16 protein-coding genes are annotated in these 18,091 nt (G+C 69.1%); 12 read left to right on the top strand and 4 right to left on the bottom strand.

The genetic code is table 11. The features are described 5' to 3' along the window. Window positions 1-233 precede the first annotated feature (233 nt). The 6 genes from ftsZ (at window position 234) to ACZ7L9_RS01475 (ending at window position 5,226) form a co-directional block, all read left to right on the top strand. The gene (ftsZ, locus tag ACZ7L9_RS01500) at window positions 234-1,448 is read left to right on the top strand and encodes a cell division protein FtsZ (protein WP_471411478.1); all 1,215 of its coding nucleotides are present in this window, start codon (window positions 234-236) and stop codon (window positions 1,446-1,448) included. Continuing rightward, a complete protein-coding gene (gene pgeF / locus ACZ7L9_RS01495) occupies window positions 1,445-2,206 on the top strand; it encodes a peptidoglycan editing factor PgeF (protein ID WP_471411476.1) in 762 nt (253 codons plus the stop codon). Before ftsZ ends, pgeF begins: the two co-directional genes overlap by 4 nt. A 6-nt stretch (window positions 2,207-2,212) precedes the next feature. Next, window positions 2,213-2,932 (top strand): YggS family pyridoxal phosphate-dependent enzyme, encoded by a 720-nt coding sequence (locus ACZ7L9_RS01490; protein WP_471411474.1) that lies wholly within the window; start codon window positions 2,213-2,215, stop codon window positions 2,930-2,932. 126 nt (window positions 2,933-3,058) lie between these two features. Further along, window positions 3,059-3,676 carry a cell division protein SepF gene (locus ACZ7L9_RS01485; protein ID WP_114244064.1) on the top strand — a complete coding sequence of 206 codons (618 nt, stop codon included), beginning with the start codon at window positions 3,059-3,061 and terminating at the stop codon, window positions 3,674-3,676. Between the two features lie 70 nt (window positions 3,677-3,746). Further along, window positions 3,747-4,031 carry a YggT family protein gene (locus tag ACZ7L9_RS01480; RefSeq protein ID WP_351198716.1) on the top strand — a complete coding sequence of 95 codons (285 nt, stop codon included), beginning with the start codon at window positions 3,747-3,749 and terminating at the stop codon, window positions 4,029-4,031. A 49-nt stretch (window positions 4,032-4,080) separates the two neighbouring features. Further along, window positions 4,081-5,226 (top strand): DivIVA domain-containing protein, encoded by a 1,146-nt coding sequence (locus tag ACZ7L9_RS01475; RefSeq protein ID WP_471411472.1) that lies wholly within the window; start codon window positions 4,081-4,083, stop codon window positions 5,224-5,226. Between the two features lie 283 nt (window positions 5,227-5,509). Here the strand turns inward: ACZ7L9_RS01475 and ileS are convergent, their stop codons facing one another. Then, entirely contained in the window at window positions 5,510-8,692 is a 3,183-nt protein-coding gene (gene ileS, locus ACZ7L9_RS01470; protein WP_471411470.1) for an isoleucine--tRNA ligase, read from the bottom strand. 566 nt (window positions 8,693-9,258) lie between these two features. Here ileS and ACZ7L9_RS01465 point away from each other — a divergent pair. From ACZ7L9_RS01465 to ACZ7L9_RS01445, 5 genes are all read left to right on the top strand, one after another. Beyond that, a complete protein-coding gene (locus tag ACZ7L9_RS01465) occupies window positions 9,259-10,092 on the top strand; it encodes a TraR/DksA family transcriptional regulator (RefSeq protein WP_471411468.1) in 834 nt (277 codons plus the stop codon). 58 nt (window positions 10,093-10,150) lie between these two features. Then, entirely contained in the window at window positions 10,151-10,753 is a 603-nt protein-coding gene (gene lspA, locus ACZ7L9_RS01460) for a signal peptidase II (protein ID WP_471411466.1), read from the top strand. A gap of 23 nt (window positions 10,754-10,776) precedes the next feature. Then, a complete protein-coding gene (locus ACZ7L9_RS01455; protein ID WP_384456781.1) occupies window positions 10,777-11,718 on the top strand; it encodes an RluA family pseudouridine synthase in 942 nt (313 codons plus the stop codon). After that, window positions 11,715-12,191, top strand: a complete 477-nt coding sequence (locus ACZ7L9_RS01450; protein WP_471411464.1) for a GNAT family N-acetyltransferase — start codon at window positions 11,715-11,717, stop codon at window positions 12,189-12,191. The genes ACZ7L9_RS01455 and ACZ7L9_RS01450 overlap by 4 nt, the downstream gene beginning before the upstream one ends. Before the next feature lie 192 nt (window positions 12,192-12,383). After that, the gene (locus tag ACZ7L9_RS01445; RefSeq protein ID WP_471411462.1) at window positions 12,384-13,970 is read left to right on the top strand and encodes a Na+/H+ antiporter; all 1,587 of its coding nucleotides are present in this window, start codon (window positions 12,384-12,386) and stop codon (window positions 13,968-13,970) included. Between the two features lie 31 nt (window positions 13,971-14,001). On the opposite strand, the gene ACZ7L9_RS01440 is transcribed toward ACZ7L9_RS01445, so the two are convergent. Further along, complete coding sequence (locus ACZ7L9_RS01440) at window positions 14,002-15,126, bottom strand: mechanosensitive ion channel family protein (protein WP_471412733.1); 1,125 nt, start codon at window positions 15,124-15,126, stop codon at window positions 14,002-14,004. A 37-nt stretch (window positions 15,127-15,163) separates the two neighbouring features. On the opposite strand from ACZ7L9_RS01440, the gene ACZ7L9_RS01435 reads away from it, so the two are divergent. Continuing rightward, window positions 15,164-15,742, top strand: a complete 579-nt coding sequence (locus ACZ7L9_RS01435) for a dienelactone hydrolase family protein (protein WP_471412732.1) — start codon at window positions 15,164-15,166, stop codon at window positions 15,740-15,742. A 57-nt stretch (window positions 15,743-15,799) separates the two neighbouring features. Here ACZ7L9_RS01435 and ACZ7L9_RS01430 read toward each other — a convergent pair whose 3' ends face one another. Further along, a complete protein-coding gene (locus tag ACZ7L9_RS01430) occupies window positions 15,800-16,819 on the bottom strand; it encodes a zinc metalloprotease (RefSeq protein ID WP_471411460.1) in 1,020 nt (339 codons plus the stop codon). A gap of 425 nt (window positions 16,820-17,244) precedes the next feature. Beyond that, window positions 17,245-18,060, bottom strand: coding sequence for a DsbA family protein (locus tag ACZ7L9_RS01425; protein WP_471411458.1), 816 nt, complete (start codon window positions 18,058-18,060; stop codon window positions 17,245-17,247). Window positions 18,061-18,091: the final 31 nt, after the last annotated feature.

The following is an 18,091-nucleotide window of genomic DNA, read 5'->3' as shown; positions in this document are numbered from 1 at the left end:
GTGATCACATAGGGTGAAAAGAAAAACGGGAGGTTCGGCGTGTTCGTTGAACGTGCGCCACTTGTCGACTTAGTGTCCTGTTCGGAAGAGTCCATGAAGCAGACACACTGGTAACCCTAAACTTCAACGTTAGGGTTTGGGTCGGCGTTTCGGACCGTCCCAATCGGCATCCGTCGTCGCGGCGGGACCACCGCACAGCGACGACACGTAACTCGAGGCGAGAGGCCTTCGACGTGGCAGCACCGCAGAACTACCTCGCAGTCATCAAGGTCATCGGTGTCGGCGGCGGTGGTGTCAATGCCATCAACCGAATGATCGAGGTCGGTCTCAAGGGCGTCGAGTTCATCGCGATCAACACTGATGCGCAAGCCCTGTTGATGAGCGACGCCGACGTCAAGCTCGACGTCGGCCGCGAACTCACCCGCGGCCTCGGCGCCGGGGCCAACCCGGCCGTCGGTCGCAAGGCGGCAGAGGACCACCGTGAGGAGATCGAGGAGGTCCTCAAGGGGGCCGACATGGTCTTCGTCACCGCCGGAGAGGGCGGCGGCACCGGCACCGGCGGCGCACCCGTCGTCGCCAACATCGCGCGCTCGCTCGGCGCCCTCACGATCGGTGTGGTCACCCGCCCGTTCACCTTCGAGGGCCGGCGACGCGCGAACCAGGCGGAGGACGGCATCGCCGAGCTCCGCGAAGAGGTCGACACCCTCATCGTCATTCCCAACGACCGACTGCTGTCCATCTCGGACCGCCAGGTCAGCGTGCTCGACGCGTTCAAGTCGGCCGACCAGGTGCTGCTCTCCGGTGTCCAGGGCATCACCGACCTCATCACGACCCCGGGTCTGATCAACCTCGACTTCGCCGACGTCAAGTCGGTCATGTCCGAGGCCGGGTCGGCGCTCATGGGCATCGGCTCGGCCCGCGGCGACGACCGCGCCGTGGCCGCCGCGGAGATGGCGATCTCCTCGCCGCTCCTGGAGGCGTCCATCGACGGCGCCCGCGGTGTCCTGCTCTCCATCTCCGGCGGCAGCGACCTCGGTCTCTTCGAGATCAACGAGGCCGCCCAGCTGGTGAGCGAGGCGGCGCACCCCGAAGCGAACATCATCTTCGGTGCGGTCATCGACGACGCACTGGGCGACGAGGTGCGCGTCACCGTGATCGCGGCGGGCTTCGACGGCGGACAGCCGCCGGCCCGGCGCGAGAACGTCCTGGGCGCGAACTCCGCCAAGCGCGAGGACCCGGCTCCGCCGGTCCGGACCGCCGAGCCCGTGCGCCAGACCGGCGGACTGGGCTCCGTGACCCCGCGCGAGGAGTCCCCGGTCCAGGCCGAGCCCGTACCGGCGGTCGGCGAGAGCCACCTGCCGCCGGTCACGCCGCCGCACATCCCGCCGGCCCGTCCCTACCAGGACTCCCAGGCCGAAGAGCTGGATGTTCCGGACTTCTTGAAGTGATAGGTCCGCATCACGCAGTTCCCGCAGTGTCCTCAGTAACCTCGGGGGGCCGCGGCGCGCACTTCGCCTTCACCACCAGGTGGGGCGGGGTGAGCGCCGCTCCGTACGAGGAGCTCAACCTCGGCGGCGCGGTCGGAGACGACCCCGCCGCCGTTCTGGCCAATCGGGAGCGGGCCGCCCGGGCCCTCGGTCTCGACCCGGCGCAGGTCGTCTGGATGAACCAGGTGCACGGGCGGGACGTCGCGATCGTCGACGGCCCGTGGGGAGACGCTTCGGAAATCCCCGCGGTGGACGCGGTGGTGACCGTACGGCGCGGACTTCCGCTCGCCGTGCTCACCGCCGACTGCACCCCCGTACTGCTCGCCGACCCGGTCGCCGGGGTCGCGGCGGCCGCGCACGCGGGCCGTCCCGGTCTCGTCGCCGGAGTCGTTCCGGCCACGGTCGAGGCCATGGTCGCACTGGGCGCCGAACCCTCCCGGATCGTCGCCCGCACCGGACCGGCAGTGTGCGGACGGTGCTACGAAGTCCCGTCCCGGATGCGCGCCGAGGTCGCCGAGAGCGTCCCGGCCTCCTGGTCCGAGACCAGTTGGGGCACCCCGGCCGTGGATGTCACCGCGGGGGTCCACGCGCAACTCGAAGCCCTCGGGGTCGAGGACCGGCACGCATCGCCGGTCTGCACTCTCGAATCGGGCGACCACTTCTCGTACCGCCGCGACCGCGTCACCGGGCGGCTCGCCGGATATGTCTGGTTGGACTGATAGGGCATGACGGACCGTAAGACTCAACTCGCCGAAAATCTGGCACGGGTGGAAGAACGCATTGCTTCCGCCTGTATCGCCGCCGGCCGCAAGCGGGAAGAAGTGACCCTCATCGTGGTCACCAAGACCTACCCCGCGAGCGATGTGCGGATTCTGCATGAACTCGGTGTGCGTCATGTCGCAGAGAATCGTGACCAGGATGCGGCACCCAAAGCAGCCGAATGTGCGGATCTGTCGCTCACCTGGCACTTTGTCGGTCAACTGCAGACCAATAAGGTTCGTTCTGTGGCGAGTTACGCCAATGTCGTACAGTCGGTTGATCGGGCCAAATTGGTCACGGCTCTCTCGGCGGCGGCCGTGCGCGAAGGGCGTGAACTCGGCTGTCTCATCCAGGTCGCACTCGACGCGGAGAGTGGTGAGCGGGGCGACCGGGGCGGCGTCGCGCCCGACGGGATCGAGGAGTTGGCCGCGGCGGTCGAAGCCGCGCCCGGACTGCGGCTCGGCGGTCTGATGACCGTCGCGCCGCTCGCCGGACCGTACGCGGGACGGCAACGCGCAGCCTTCGACCGGCTGATGGAATTCTCATCCCGCCTGCGCGGGAACCATCCGGCTGCGAACATGGTCTCCGCAGGGATGAGCGCGGACCTCGAGGAAGCGGTTGCGGCCGGAGCGACACATGTGCGCGTCGGTACGGCGGTACTCGGAGTCCGACCGAGGCTCGGGTAACGTCGCCAAGCAGGTCGGACCACAGCAGAAAATATGGTCATTCCCGCCTATGGCGGGCAGGCCTCAGTGGATCGCGGGGCACTTGGTGACAGATGCCGATCCACCACAGAGCGGAGGACTCAGAGCATGGCCGGCGCGATGCGCAAGATGGCGGTCTACCTCGGCCTCGTGGAGGACGATGGGTACGACGGTCCGGGGTTCGACCCCGACGACGAATTCGAACCCGAGCCGGAGCCCGAGCGCGACCGGCGGCGGCACCAGCCCGCGCATCAGGTGGAGCGGGATCGGGAACGGGACGAACCGGTACGAGTGGTGCAGCCTCCCGCGCAGCGGGAACCGGTTCAGATCCCGGCGGAAAGGGAGCGACCCGCCCGAATCGCCCCCGTGGCATCCATCACACCTGAACGTCCGAACATGGAGAAGAACGCGCCGGTGATCATGCCCAAGGTTGTGTCCGAGCGGGAGCCCTACCGCATCACGACGTTGCACCCCCGGACCTACAACGAGGCCCGTACCATCGGGGAACACTTCCGTGAGGGCACTCCGGTGATCATGAATCTCACGGAGATGGACGATACGGACGCAAAGCGACTTGTCGACTTTGCTGCAGGACTCGTCTTCGGTCTCCATGGCAGCATTGAGCGCGTGACGCAGAAGGTGTTCCTGCTCTCGCCTGCTAACGTCGATGTCACGGCGGAGGACAAGGCCCGCATTGCTGAGGGCGGATTCTTCAACCAGAGCTGAGAACACGACACCGGGAACAACCCGGCCTTGAGGCCGGAGCTACGAGAGCCAGGGGAGAGGGAAGCGCGAAATGGGCGTCGCACTGCAGGTTGTCTATATCGCGTTGATGTGTTTCCTCATCGTGCTGATCTTCCGGCTGGTCATGGACTACGTCTTCCAGTTCGCACGTTCATGGCAGCCCGGCAAGCCGATGGTGGTCATACTCGAGGCCACCTACACGATCACTGATCCACCGCTCAAGCTTCTGCGGCGGTTCATCCCGCCGCTGCGTCTCGGGGGCGTGGCACTCGACCTGTCCTTCTTCGTTCTGATGATCATCGTCTACATCCTGATCAGCATCGTGATCAGGCTGTGAGCGATACGGTCTTGCCGACTGCCGACGACTACGTAGAGGTGAAGAAGAGATGCCGCTGACTCCTGAGGACGTGCGGAACAAGCAGTTCACGACCGTCCGCCTCCGAGAAGGCTATGACGAGGACGAGGTCGATGCCTTCCTCGACGAGGTGGAGTCCGAGCTGACCCGCCTGCTCCGTGAGAACGAGGACCTGCGCGCCAAGCTGGCCGCGGCCACGCGTGCCGCCGCGCAGAACCAGCAGCAGGGGATGCGCAAGCCGGAGCCGCAGGACCGGCCCGGGGCGCCTGTGCCCGCCGCCATATCGGGTCCGCCGGTCCAGCAGCAGCCCCCGCAGATGGGTCCGCCCCAGCTGCCCGGTGGTGCTCCGCAGCTGCCCGCCGGCCCCAGCGGTCATGGTCCCGGTCCCCAGGGCCAGCACGGCCCCGGTCCGCAGGGCCCGCACGGCCCCGGTCCGATGCAGGGCGGCCCCATGGGCGGCCCGATGGGCGGACCCATGGGAGGTCACGCCCCGCAGCAGCAGATGCAGCAGATGCAGCAGCCGCCGCAGATGCAGCAGCCCGGTCAGGGTCCCGGCGGCGACAGCGCCGCCCGTGTCCTCTCGCTCGCGCAGCAGACCGCCGACCAGGCGATCGCGGAGGCCCGTTCCGAGGCCAACAAGATCGTCGGCGAGGCGCGCAGCCGTGCTGAGGGCCTGGAGCGCGATGCGCGAGCCAAGGCGGACGCGCTGGAGCGGGACGCGCAGGAGAAGCACCGCGTGGCGATGGGCTCGCTGGAGTCGGCCCGCGCGACGCTGGAGCGCAAGGTCGAGGACCTGCGCGGCTTCGAGCGCGAGTACCGGACCAGGCTGAAGTCCTACCTGGAGAGCCAGCTGCGTCAGCTGGAGACCCAGGCCGACGACTCGCTGGCCCCGCCGCGGACCCCGGCGACCGCTTCGCTGCCGCCGTCGCCCTCGCTGGCTCCGGCCGGTGCGGGTGCCATGGGCCACACCATGGGCGGCGGCAACCACGGTGGTCACGGCAACCAGCAGATGGGCGGCAGCCCGTCCATGGGCGGTGGACCCTCGTACGGTGGCCAGCAGCAGATGTCGCCGGCGATGACCCAGCCAATGGCACCGGTGCGGCCGCAGGCGCCGCAGCCGATGCAGCAGGCGCCGTCGCCGATGCGCGGGTTCCTGATCGACGAGGACGACAACTGAGCCGGGTGCGCGCGGTGAGCGCGTAGCCGTCGGCAGGCTGAGGGCCGGGCCCCGGGGTTTCCCCGGGGCCCGGCCCTTTTGCCGTGGGCGGGCGGGGTGTGGTTGCGGCCAGCGGCGGGCTTGCTCCCCTGCCCGCCCCTCCCGTAACCGGGGGCTCTGCCCCCGGACCCCCGCTCCTCGACCGCCGGAGGTGCTGGAGTGTCCCGGGGGCGGCCTGACCGCCTCGGAGAATGCAGGAGGCCCGCCGGAACGGTTGTTCCGGCGGGCCTCCACGAGGTGGGGGTTACCGCTCCGTCTTGCGGAGGCGGAACGTCAGCGACAGGCCCTCGTCCTCGAACGGGGCGCCGTACTCCGTGTCCGCCTCGCCCTGTGCGTAGTCCAGGGCGAGGACCTCGTCCGCGATCAGGGCCGCGTGCTCGGTCAGGGCCCCCACCGTGTCGGGGGAGGCCGACGTCCAGCGGACGGCGATGCGGTCCGCGACGTCCAAGCCGCTGTTCTTGCGGGCCTCCTGGATGAGGCGGATCGCGTCACGGGCGAGGCCCGCGCGGCGCAGCTCCGGGGTGATCTCCAGGTCCAGGGCGACCGTGGCGCCCGAGTCGGACGCCACCGACCAGCCCTCGCGCGGCGTCTCGGTGATGATCACCTCGTCGGGGGAGAGGGTGACCCTCTCGCCGTCCACCTCGACCGATGCCGTGCCCTCGCGCAGGGCCAGCGACAGGGCCGCGGCGTCGGCGTTCGCGACCGCCTTGGCCACCGCCTGGACGCCCTTGCCGAACCGCTTGCCGAGCGCACGGAAGTTCGCCTTCGCGGTCGTGTCGACCAGCGAGCCGCCGACTTCGGAGAGCGAGGCCAGCGAGGAGACGTTCAGCTCCTCCGTGATCTGGGCGTGCAGCTCGGGGGAGAGGGACTCGAAGCCCGCCGCCGCGACCAGCGCCCGGGACAGCGGCTGACGGGTCTTGACACCCGACTCGGCACGGGTGGCCCGGCCCAGCTCGACCAGGCGGCGCACCAGCGCCATCCGGGTGGAGAGCGCCGGGTCGATCGCCGCGAGGTCCGCCTTGGGCCAGGCCGAGAGGTGGACCGATTCGGGGGCGTCCGGAGCGACCGGAACGACCAGGTCCTGCCAGACCCGCTCGGTGATGAACGGGGTGAGCGGGGCCATCAGCCGGGTCACCGTCTCGACGACCTCGTGCAGCGTGCGCAGCGCGGCCTTGTCGCCCTGCCAGAAGCGGCGGCGAGAGCGGCGTACGTACCAGTTGGACAGGTCGTCGACGAACGACGACAGCAGCTTGCCGGCGCGCTGGGTGTCGTATCCCTCCAGAGCCTGTGTGACCTGGTCCACCAGTGCGTTCAGCTCGCTCAGCAGCCAGCGGTCCAGGACCGTGCGGTCCGCCGGGGCCGGATCGGCCGCGGACGGCGCCCAGCCGGACGTACGGGCGTACAGGGCCTGGAAGGCGACCGTGTTCCAGTACGTCAGGAGGGTCTTGCGAACGACCTCCTGGATCGTGGTGTGGCCGACGCGGCGCGCCGCCCACGGGGAGCCGCCCGCCGCCATGAACCAGCGCACCGCGTCCGCGCCGTGCTGATCCATGAGGGGGATCGGCTGCAGGATGTTCCCGAGGTGCTTGGACATCTTGCGGCCGTCCTCGGCGAGGATGTGGCCCAGGCAGACCACGTTCTCGTACGACGACTTGTCGAAGACCAGCGTGCCGACCGCCATCAGCGTGTAGAACCAGCCGCGGGTCTGGTCGATGGCCTCCGAGATGAACTGCGCCGGGTAGCGGCTCTCGAAGATCTCCTTGTTCTTGTACGGGTAGCCCCACTGCGCGAACGGCATCGAGCCCGAGTCGTACCAGGCGTCGATGACCTCGGGGACGCGGTACGCCTCCAGCTGGCAGTTCTCGTGCGAGCACGTGAACGTGATCTCGTCGATGAACGGGCGGTGCGGGTCGAGACCGGAGAGGTCGGTGCCGGTGAGCTCGCTCAGCTCGGCGCGCGAGCCGACGCAGGTGAGGTGGCTGTCCTCGCAGCGCCAGATCGGCAGCGGGGTGCCCCAGTAGCGGTTGCGGGACAGCGCCCAGTCGACGTTGTTGTTCAGCCAGTCACCGAAGCGGCCGTTCTTGACCGAGTCCGGGAACCAGTTCGTCTTCTCGTTCTCTTCGAGGAGCCGGCCCTTGATCGCGGTCGTACGGATGTACCAGGACGGCTGCGCGTAGTAGAGCAGCGCGGTGTGGCAGCGCCAGCAGTGCGGGTAGCTGTGCTCGTACGGGACGTGCCGGAAGAGCTTGCCGCGGGCGGCCAGGTCCTCGGTGAGCGCCTCGTCGGCCTTCTTGAAGAAGACGCCGCCGACCAGCGGCAGGTTCTCCTCGAAGGTGCCGTCGGGGCGGACCGGGTTCACGACCGGGAGGCCGTAGGCCTTGCAGACGACGAGGTCGTCGGCGCCGAAGGCGGGGGACTGGTGGACCAGACCCGTACCGTCCTCGGTCGTCACGTACTCGGCGTTGACCACGTAATGCGCCTCGGCCGGGCTGTGTCCATCGCTTCCCTCGCCGACGGTCGGGAAGTCCACCAGGGTGAACGGCCGCTCGTATGTCCAGCGCTCCATCTCGCGGCCGGTGAAGGCCTGACCGGTGGGCTCCCAGCCCTCGCCCAGCGCCTTCTCGACGAGCGGCTGCGCGACGACGAGCTTCTCCTCGCCGTTCGTCGCGACGACATAGGTGACGTCGGGGTGCGCGGCGACGGCGGTGTTGGAGACCAGGGTCCAGGGCGTGGTCGTCCAGACGAGGAGCGAGGCGTCGCCGGCCAGCGGGCCGGAGGTGAGGGGGAAGCGTACGAAGACGGACGGGTCGACGACCGTCTCGTACCCCTGCGCCAGCTCGTGGTCGGAGAGTCCGGTGCCGCAGCGGGGGCACCAGGGGGCGACGCGGTGGTCCTGGACCAGCAGGCCCTTGTTGAAGATCTCCTTCAGCGACCACCACACCGACTCGACGTACTCGGGGTCCATCGTGCGGTACGCGTCGTCGAGGTCGACCCAGTAGCCCATCCGGGTCGTGAGCTCGGTGAACGCGTCGGTGTGCCGGGTCACGGACTCGCGGCACCTGGCGTTGAACTCGGCGATGCCGTACGCCTCGATGTCCTTCTTGCCGTTGAATCCCAGTTCCTTCTCGACCGCGAGCTCGACCGGCAGCCCGTGGCAGTCCCAGCCGGCCTTGCGGCCGACGTGGTAGCCCTGCATGGTGCGGAAGCGGGGGAAGACGTCCTTGAAGACGCGGGCCTCGATGTGGTGGGCGCCGGGCATGCCGTTCGCGGTGGGCGGGCCCTCGTAGAAGACCCACTCGGGGCGGCCCTCGGACTGTTCGAGGCTCTTGGCGAAGACCTTGCTCTCGCGCCAGAAGTCGAGCACGGCGTGCTCGAGCGCGGGCAGGTCGACCTGGGCGGGTACCTGGCGGTACTGCGGCGATGTCATGAGCGGACTTCCTCCGGCGGACGTTTTCCACTTCCGTCGGAGGGACGAGAGCCTCGTCGACTCCCGCGGTACCACCCTCCTTGGCCCCGGGCGTGCGCCCGTGGCCCCCTCATTGGGGTCGCGATGCCGGTTCTACTTGCCTTGCGCCCGTGGGCGGAGCCCACTGTCCAAAGCGTTCTTCCGACGGCTCCGGGTGATCTTCACGACGCGCTCGCCCCCGGGCTCCCACCGTCCCCGGGTCGCTCCTGGCTGCGTACGACGCTACTCGTCCCATCCACGCCTCTCGCTCAGGCCAGTGTACGGGCCCGTACGGGCGACGGCCGACCGGTTTAACCGCTGGGGCGTGGCGTGACCCGATTGGGCAGACGCGTACGCACGGACTCCGGGCGGGCGGCCGGGAGGCGGATTACCCGGCGGGGAGCTGGGCACAACGGATTCAGGCGCGTCGGAATCCGGACACGGGGAGGGCGATCCGGCGGCGTGCCCCGTTGCCGCGGCGCTGGGGTCGATTTATCGTCCCAGCACGATTCGCGTGCAAGATCACAATATGTGAAGGGGCCGCGGCCATGGTGGTGAAGAAGACCGCCGAGAAGAAGTCGGCGTCAGCGGGATCCACGAGTGTGGCGGCAGTGAAGCAGGCTGCGAAGAAGGCTGCCGTGAAGAAAGTGGCTGAGAAGAAGGTGCCGGCCAGGAAGGCCCCGGCCGGCAAGGACGCAGGTAAGAGGACCGCGGCCAAGAAGAAAGCGGTGCCCGCCGCACACGCGGGCGCCGGGCACGCGGCGCCGGCCAGGAAGACAGCCGCGAAGAAGACAGCCGCAAAGAAGACAGCCGCGAAGAAGACCGCGGCCAGGAAGGCCGCCGCAGCGGCCATGGTGGCGGCCGAGGCCGCCGAGCAGACGGGAGCCCACACGGTGGTAGCCAAGAAGAGCGCGGCCCGGACCCGCATGGCCGGCAAGGGCGCCTCGCCCGTGCCCCCGGCCCGTGGAGTCGCCACGACAGCCCCCGGCGAACTGGCGGTCCGGCCGGGCGAGGATCCCTGGACGCCGCAGGAGGTCGCGGCGGCGCGGGCCCTGCTGAGCAGCGAGATCATGCGGCTGCGCAGCGAACTGGAGGCCGCGAGCGCCGCACTCGCCGGGCTGATGCGCGACTCCGGCGACGGGGCGGGTGACGACGAGGCGGACACCGGCACCAAGAACATCACCCGCGAGCACGAGATGTCGCTCGCCGCCAACGCCCAGGAGATGCTCGACCAGACCGAGCGAGCGCTGGCCCGCCTGGACACCGGGACGTACGGACTGTGCGAGGTCTGCGGCAATCCGATCGGCAAGGCTCGGATGCAGGCGTTCCCCCGCGCGACGCTCTGCGTCGAGGACAAACAGAAGCAGGAGCGCCGCGGTTGATCCGGGGCCGTGTGTCGTACCCTCGTCCTCAGTCAGGAACCTAGGTTGAGGGACTCACGTGGCAGAGGCGGAGCGCATCATCGGTACGCCGGACATCCCCGATGCCGAGGGGACCGAAGGAGACGAGGCTGAGGGCCGGGCCGAGGGCCGGGCCGAGGAGACGGCCCCGAGCAGGGGCAAGCGGAAGATCATGGTGCTCTTCGGCGTGGCCGTCTTCGCCTATCTGCTCGACCTGATCAGTAAGATGATCGTCGTCGCGAAGCTGGAGCACCACCCGCCGGTCGAGATCATCGGCGACTGGCTGAGGCTCGACGCGATCCGCAACGCGGGCGCCGCGTTCGGAATCGGCGAGGCCTTCACGATCATCTTCACCTTCATCGCCGCGACGGTCATCGTGGTGATCGCCCGTCTCGCCCGCAAGCTCTACAGCCTGCCGTGGGCCATCGCGCTCGGCCTGCTGCTCGGCGGTGCGCTCGGCAACCTCACCGACCGCATCTTCCGCGCTCCCGGCACCTTCCAGGGCGCGGTGGTGGACTTCATCGCGCCCGCGCACTTCGCCGTCTTCAACCTTGCCGACTCCGCGATCGTCTGCGGCGGCATCCTGATCGTGATCCTTTCCTTCAAGGGTCTGGACCCCGACGGCACCGTGCACAAGGACTAGTGGGCGCAAGGCATACTCGACAGGTGAGTACGTATCCCGAGGTCCGCACGCTGCCCGTACCCGACGGTCTGGAGGGCGAGCGTGTCGACGCCGCCATTTCCCGGATGTTCGGTTTCTCCCGCACCAAGGCCGCCGACCTGGCCGCTGCCGGGAAGGTACAGGTGGACGGTGCGGTGGTCGGGAAGTCCGAGCGGGTACGGGGCGGCGCCTGGCTGGAAGTCGAGATGCCGCAGGCGGCCGCTCCGGTGCAGATCGTCGCCGAGCCCGTCGAGGGCATGGAGATCGTGCACGACGACGACGACATCGTCGTGATCGTGAAGCCGGTCGGGGTCGCCGCCCACCCGAGCCCCGGCTGGACCGGCACGACCGTCATCGGCGGTCTCGCCGCGGCCGGGTACCGGATCTCCACGTCCGGCGCCGCCGAGCGCCAGGGCATCGTGCACCGCCTCGACGTCGGCACCTCCGGCCTGATGGTCGTCGCAAAGTCCGAGCGGGCCTACACCCTGCTGAAGGCGCAGTTCCGCGACCGGGTCGTCGAGAAGAAGTACCACGCGTTGGTGCAGGGCCACCCGGACCCGATGAGCGGCACCATCGACGCCCCCATCGGGCGTCACCCCAACCTCGACTACAAGTGGGCCGTCACGGCCGAGGGCAAGCCCTCCGTGACGCACTACGACCTCATCGAGGCCTACCGCGCCGCCAGCCTCCTGGACATCAAGCTGGAGACGGGCCGTACGCACCAGATCCGGGTGCACATGTCGGCCCACCGTCACCCCTGCGTCGGTGACCTCACCTACGGCGCCGATCCGACGATGGCCAAGCGCCTCGGCCTGACGAGGCAGTGGCTGCACGCCGTCCGGCTCGGCTTCGAGCACCCGTCCGACGGCAGTTGGGTGGAGTTCGCCAGCGCGTACCCGGACGATCTCCAGCACGCCCTGGACACGATCGCGGCGGAGAGCGAATGACCGGCACGCCTGCTCCGTACACCACCCGTACCGTCGTCGACGAGCAGGACCGCGTCGCCTGTTTCCAGGTCCGCAAGGACGTCTTCGTCAGTGAGCAGAACGTGCCCGAGGAGATCGAGTACGACGCCCACGACGCGGACGCGGTGCATGTGATCGCCGTCGCGGCGGACGGCTCGGCGCTCGGCACCGGGCGGCTGCTGCACGGTCCGGCCGCCGCCGACAGGACCGGCGGCGATCCTACCGTCGGCTCGCTCGGCCGGCTGGCGGTGATCAGGCGGGCGCGCGGTCTCGGCGTCGGCGTGGCGCTGGTTTGGGCCATCGAGGACGCGGCCCGGGACCTCGGGCTGGCGGCCGTCGACCTGCACGCCCAGACCCATGCGCTCGGCTTCTACGAGCGGCTCGGGTATGTGGCGTACGGCCCCGAGTTCCCGGACGCGGGGATCTCGCACCGGGCGATGCGGCGCGCCCTGTAGCCGACGACCCGCGCCCCGGGAGGTTACGGAAGGGGGCCGACCATCAGACATCGGAGGAATGGTCGGTCGGGGAAGCGGTGCAGAGGCGGGCATAGAGGGGCTGTTGTCTGGATTGCGGGCCCTGCGTGGCAGGCTTTGAGTCCAGATCGGCCGACCAAAGAGGTCGGCTCGCCGTGTTCCGGAAGGCACCTCGTGGACCAAATGGCACTGCTCCTCCTGCTGTTGCTCGGAGCCGTGGTCACAGTGCCACTGGGGCAGCGTCTCGGACTGCCCGCACCGGTGCTGATGACGCTCGCCGGAGTCGGCATGGCGTTTCTCAGCTTCGTGCCGAATGTGAACATCCCACCCGAGATCATTCTTCCCGCGCTGCTGCCGCCGCTGCTCTACGCCTCCGTGCAGCGCACTTCCTGGCGGCAGTTCGCCGCCAATAAACGACCGATCTTTCTGCTGGCCGTGGCGCTGGTCTTCATCACGACGGCCGCCGTCGCCGCGGTGGCCAACGCGGTCGTCCCCGGGCTGCCCATCGCCGCCGCCGTGGCGCTCGGCGCGCTCGTCGCCCCGCCCGACCCGGTCGCCGCGACGGCCGTCGCGGGCTCGGTCGGGCTGCCGCGCAGGCTCGTCTCCATCCTGGAGGGCGAGGGGCTGTTCAACGACGTGACCGCGATCGTGCTGTACCACGTGGCGATCGCCGCCGCGGTGAGCGGCACGTTCTCGCTGCCGAAGGCGTTCGGGCTGCTGATCCTCTCCGCCGTCGTCGCCGTGGTGGTGGGTCTGGTGCTCGGCTGGATCACCATCAAACTCATGGGCCTGCTCGGCGATGCCACCCTCCAGGTCGGCCTCACCCTGCTGGTGCCGTTCGTGAGCTATGTGCTCGCGGAGGAGCTGATGGGGTCGGGCGTTCTCGCCGTTCTGACCACCGCGCTCTTCCTCGCCGAGCGCACCGCCGACGCCGACGACGTCCTCGGCCGCCTCACCGGCCGTTCCTTCTGGGAGATCGTCGACACCCTCGTCACCGGGGTCGCCTTCGGGCTGATCGGCCTCGAACTGCACAACGTCTTCGGCACGGCCGGCGGCCGCGAACTCCAGATGTTCGGCTGGGGGCTGGCCATCGTGGCGGTCGTCGTCGGCGTACGCCTGCTGTATCTGCTGCCCGCGACCTGGCTCGCCAAGCGGCTGCACACCCGGCGCGACGTCAGCGAGGAGATCCCCACCAGTTGGCGGGAGACCGTCGTCATGTGGTGGTCCGGGATGCGCGGAGTGGCCTCGGTCGCGCTGGCGCTCGCGATTCCGTTGAAGACGGATGACGGGAAGCCGTTCCCGGGGCGCGACGAGATCATCTTCATCGCCTTCGCCGTGATCATGGCCACGCTCGTCGTCCAGGGGCTCACCCTGCCGTGGCTGGTCCGCAAGCTCCGGGTCAAGGCGGACACGGACGCCGAGGAGGCCCTGGAGAAGGATCTGGCGATCCGCGCCGCGAAGGCCGCGAAGCAGCGACTCAAGGAGATCGAGGCGGTCGAGGAGTTCCCGGACGAGGTCGCGGAGCGGCTGCAGCGGCTCGCGTACGACGTGGGGGCGCGGATCAGTCCCGACATGGTCGACGACGAGCGCCGCGAGGCGTACGCGAAACGTGCCGAGCGCTTCAAGGCGATCAGCCGCGTCCAGCGCGAAATGATGTCGGCCGCCCGCCACGCGGTGCTCTCGGCCCGCAACGAGGCGGGTACGGACCCGGAGGTCGTCGACCGGGTGCTGCGACAGCTGGACGTACGCAGCCTGCGATGAGGCGGTGCCCCGCCGGGCGCCCCACGCCCGGTCAGCCGCGTCCGGTGCGTGGGGACCTGTCCCAGCCGGTCGGCTTCTCGTCCGCCGGGCCGGGTGGGTTCGGCCACTCGTCGGCCGGCGGAAGCACCGCGGGAGCCGTCGCGATCCGCGGCAGCGCGTACGGGTGGTGATCGCGCAGCCAGCCTATGAGCTGCTCGCGCACGGCACAGCGCACCGTCCAGATGTCGTCCGCGTCCTTCGCCGTGACCACCGCGCGGACCTGGATCGTCGACGGAGTGGTGTCCGTGACCGCCAGGGACCAGTTGCGTCCGTCCCAGGCGGCACACTCGCCCAGGATGTCCCGCAGCTGTTTGCGCATCGCGGCGACCGGGGCCGAGTGGTCGAGGTGGAAGAAGACCGAGCCGGTCATCTGTGCGCCGCCGCGCGACCAGTTCTCGAACGGTTTGCTGGTGAAGTACGAGACGGGCATCGTGATCCGCCGCTCGTCCCAGGTGCGTACCGCGAGGAAGGTCAGGGTGATCTCCTCGATCGTGCCCCACTCGCCGTCCACCACCACCGTGTCGCCGATCCGCACCATGTCGCCGAACGCGATCTGCAGCCCCGCGAAGAGATTGCCGAGCGTCGACTGGGCCGCGATGCCCGCGACGATGCCCAGCACACCGGCCGAGGCCAGCATCGAGGCGCCGAACGTCCGCATCGCGGGGAACGTCAGCAGCATCGCGCCGACGGCGACCGTCGCCACGATCGCGGTGACCACCCGCTGGATCAGCGTCACCTGCGTGCGGACCCGCCGCACCCGCGCCGGATCGCGGGTGTTCGCGGCGTACCGGGCGTAGACGGAGTCGACGACGGCCGCCGCGATCCGTACCACCAGCCAGGCCGACGCCCCGATCAGCACCAGCGTCAGGAACTGGCCGATCCCCGCCCGGTGGACCTTGACCACATCGAGCCGGGTCTGGGTGTACGTTCCCCGCAGCAGCGCCGCGCACAGAGTCACTTGGAGCGGGATCCGGCAGCGCCGCAGCAGGCCCCACAACGGTGTCTCGTGGTGCCGGCCGTCGGTCCGTCTGAGCAGCAGATCGACCAGCCAGCCGACCAGCAGCGTGATCACGACCGAGCCGCCGACGACAACCAGCGGACGCAGCACGCTCTCCATCCCGTCGTTCTCCATGCTTCCGACCGTAACTGGCACCATGGGCCTCATGAACATCATGCTTTTCCACTCGACGTACGGTCTGCGCCCCGCGGTGCACGCGGCCGCCGCCCGGCTACGCGCAGCCGGGCACGAGGTGCAGGTGCCCGATCTCTTCGAGGGGCACACCTTCGAAACCGTCGAGGAGGGCCTGGCCTACAAGGAGGAGGTGGGCAAGGACGAACTGCTCAGGCGGGCCGTGCTGGCCGCCGCGCCCTACTCGGACCGGGGTCTGGTGTACGCCGGATTCTCCTTCGGCGCCTCCACCGCGCAGACCCTGGCGCTCGGCGACGAGAAGGCCCGCGGTCTGCTGATGTTCCACGGCACCTCGGACATCGCCGAGAACGCCTCGGTGGACGAGTTGCCGGTACAGCTGCACGTCGCGGACCCCGACCCGTTCGAGACGCACGACTGGCTGAACTCCTGGTATCTGCAGATGCAGCGGACCGGCGCCGATGTCGAGATCTACCGCTACCCCGGAGCGGGCCATCTGTTCACCGATCCCGAACTGCCGGACCACGACGCGGCATCGGCCGCGCTGGCCTGGAAGGTCGCGCTCGGCTTCCTCGCCACGCTGTGACCGAGACCGGCGAAGGGCCCCGCACCGAGCGGGGCCCTTCGGACGGTACGGGGCGGATCAGCCGCGGTAGGCGGTCCAGCTGTCGCTCATCCGCTGCACCTGGCCCGGGGTGAACTGGGTCATGCAGGAGTCGTACGTGTAGTCCATGAAGTTGTGGATCGGGTCGACCCCCGTCTTGTTGGTGCAGGTGTCGCGCCCGGTCGGGCAGGCGTACGCAGGGCTCGCCTCGGCCGGAGTGTCGGCCACGTAGTCGCCGTTCCCGTTACAGCCGCCCTGGAAGGTGTGGTAGAGCCCCATCCAGTGGCCGACCTCGTGGGTGGCGGTGTCGCCCTCGTTGTAGTTGGTGGCGGAGCCGCCGGGCAGCGAGGCGTCGAGGATGACGACGCCGTCCATGCTCGGGCTGGAGTTGTACGAGCTGGGGAAGGTCGCCCAGCCGAGCAGGCCGCCGCCGAGGTTGGCGGTGTAGATGTTGAGCGCGTTCTTGCCGCCCTTGCGCAGCGCCGTCTTCATCGACTTCTCCGCGGCGGAGCCCGACGAGAGGTTGTACCAGGAGGCGTTGTCCGTGTAGTCGGTGCCGGCCAGCGAGAACTGGAAGCCGGAGTTGGTGTTGCCGGAGCCCTGGCCGCTGTAGGCCGCGTTCAGCACGTTCATCTGGCTGCTGATGGCGGACGCGCTCAGCTTGCCGGTCGTTCCGGAGTGCACCACGTGGAAGTACACCGGGATGGTGGCTCCCGCGGCGAGCGTGGAGCCGCTGAGCCGTCGGTCCGCGAGTCTCTCCTTGAGCTGGGTGTCCATGGCCTTGGCCTGGGCCGCGGTGAGTTCGTTGGGGTCCGCGGCGTGCTTGGTGCCCGAGGGGCGGGCCTCGCGCGCGGTGGCGGAGGTGCTCGCCTCGCTCGCGCACTTCTCGGCGAATGCGGCGGATGCGACCGACGTGGCGGATGCTGAGGAGGTGGACGCCTTCGCGGCGGCGGAGCCGGAGGACGCGGAGAGCGGTGCCAGGGCCAGGGTTCCGGCCAGAACGGCGGTGCCGATCGCACGGTTACGTATACGCGGTGATATACGGGCAAGAGTGCGCACAGGGACTCCTCGCGGACGTGTGGGGGAGGAATTTCCTCACCCGCCGCCGGGAGATTACGTGCGCATGTCAGATGTTGAGGAGAATCGATCAAGCCCAATCGATCGTGGGGCAAACCGGGGAAACGAGAAGAAATATTTCTGTGCGTTCCAGAGTTTGAGACGCCTGCGTAACGTGTCGCGTTACCCCGGCGGGTGGTGTGTCCCCATTGGAGCCGGGGGAGATGCCACCCGCCGTAGCGATGTAATGTGCCGTCAACATGTGCCGCAGTGGCCGAAAACAGCCCCTCAGTGCACGGGACGGCCCACCCGCTCGACCTTCTGCGTCCCGCTGAGCGTCCGGTACGAGCGCGTCCGTCCGGCGGGCAGGCGAACCAAGGAAGTTCGCCTGCCCGCCGGGGATCCGCTGCCGGGGTTTCGCCGCTCGGCTAGCCCTTCAGCGCGGCGGTGATCGCGGTGTTGAATTGGTCCACCGTCATCGGAGCGTTCTCGCTCTGTCCGTCGGTGAGCGTCTTGCCGTCCATCTTCAGCGTCGGAGTGCCCTTCACGCCGCTCTTGTCGAACGCCGCGGACATCTTCATCGCCCAGCTGTCGTACGTACCGTCCTCAACGTCCTTCTGGAACGCCTTGTTGCCCTTCAGGGCGTCGACCGTGTCGGCGATCTTGATCAGGTACGCGTCGTCCTTGAACTTGTCGTCGGTCTCCTCCGGGTGGTACTTCGCGGAGAAGAGCGCGGACTTGTAGTCCAGGAAGGCCTCCGGGCTGACATTGAGTGCGGCGCCGAGCGCGCTCAGCGCGTTCTTCGAGCCCTCGCCGTTGGCCATGTTGTCGAGGAACGTGGCGCCGATGTACTTGATCTTGTACTTCCCGGCATCGAGGTCCTTGTGCACCGTCTCGCCGACGGTCTGCTCGAACGTGGCGCAGATCGGACAGCGCGGGTCCTCGTAGACCTCCAGGGTCTTCTTGGCGGTCGACTTGCCGATGACGACGGTCGTGCCGTTCTCGCCGGAGGTGTTCTTGGGCGCCGTGACGTTCTTCGCGTCCTTGGCCGCCGCCCAGTGGGACGGCTTGTTCAGCTGCATGATGCCCCAGGTGCCGGCGCCCACGATCGCCAGCACACCGACGACCGAGACGCCGACGATGATCTGCCTGCGGGTCTTGTCCCTCTTGGCCTGGCGCTCGCGTTCGGCGCGCAGACGCTCGCGGGCCGCCGCCTTGTTGGCCTGGCTGTTGCGCTTGCTCATGTTCGTTTCTCCATGGAGTGGCTGGTATGTC

This window comes from Streptomyces sp. NPDC111516, assembly GCF_055635345.1.
This window is presented reverse-complemented; position numbering and strand designations above follow the sequence as displayed.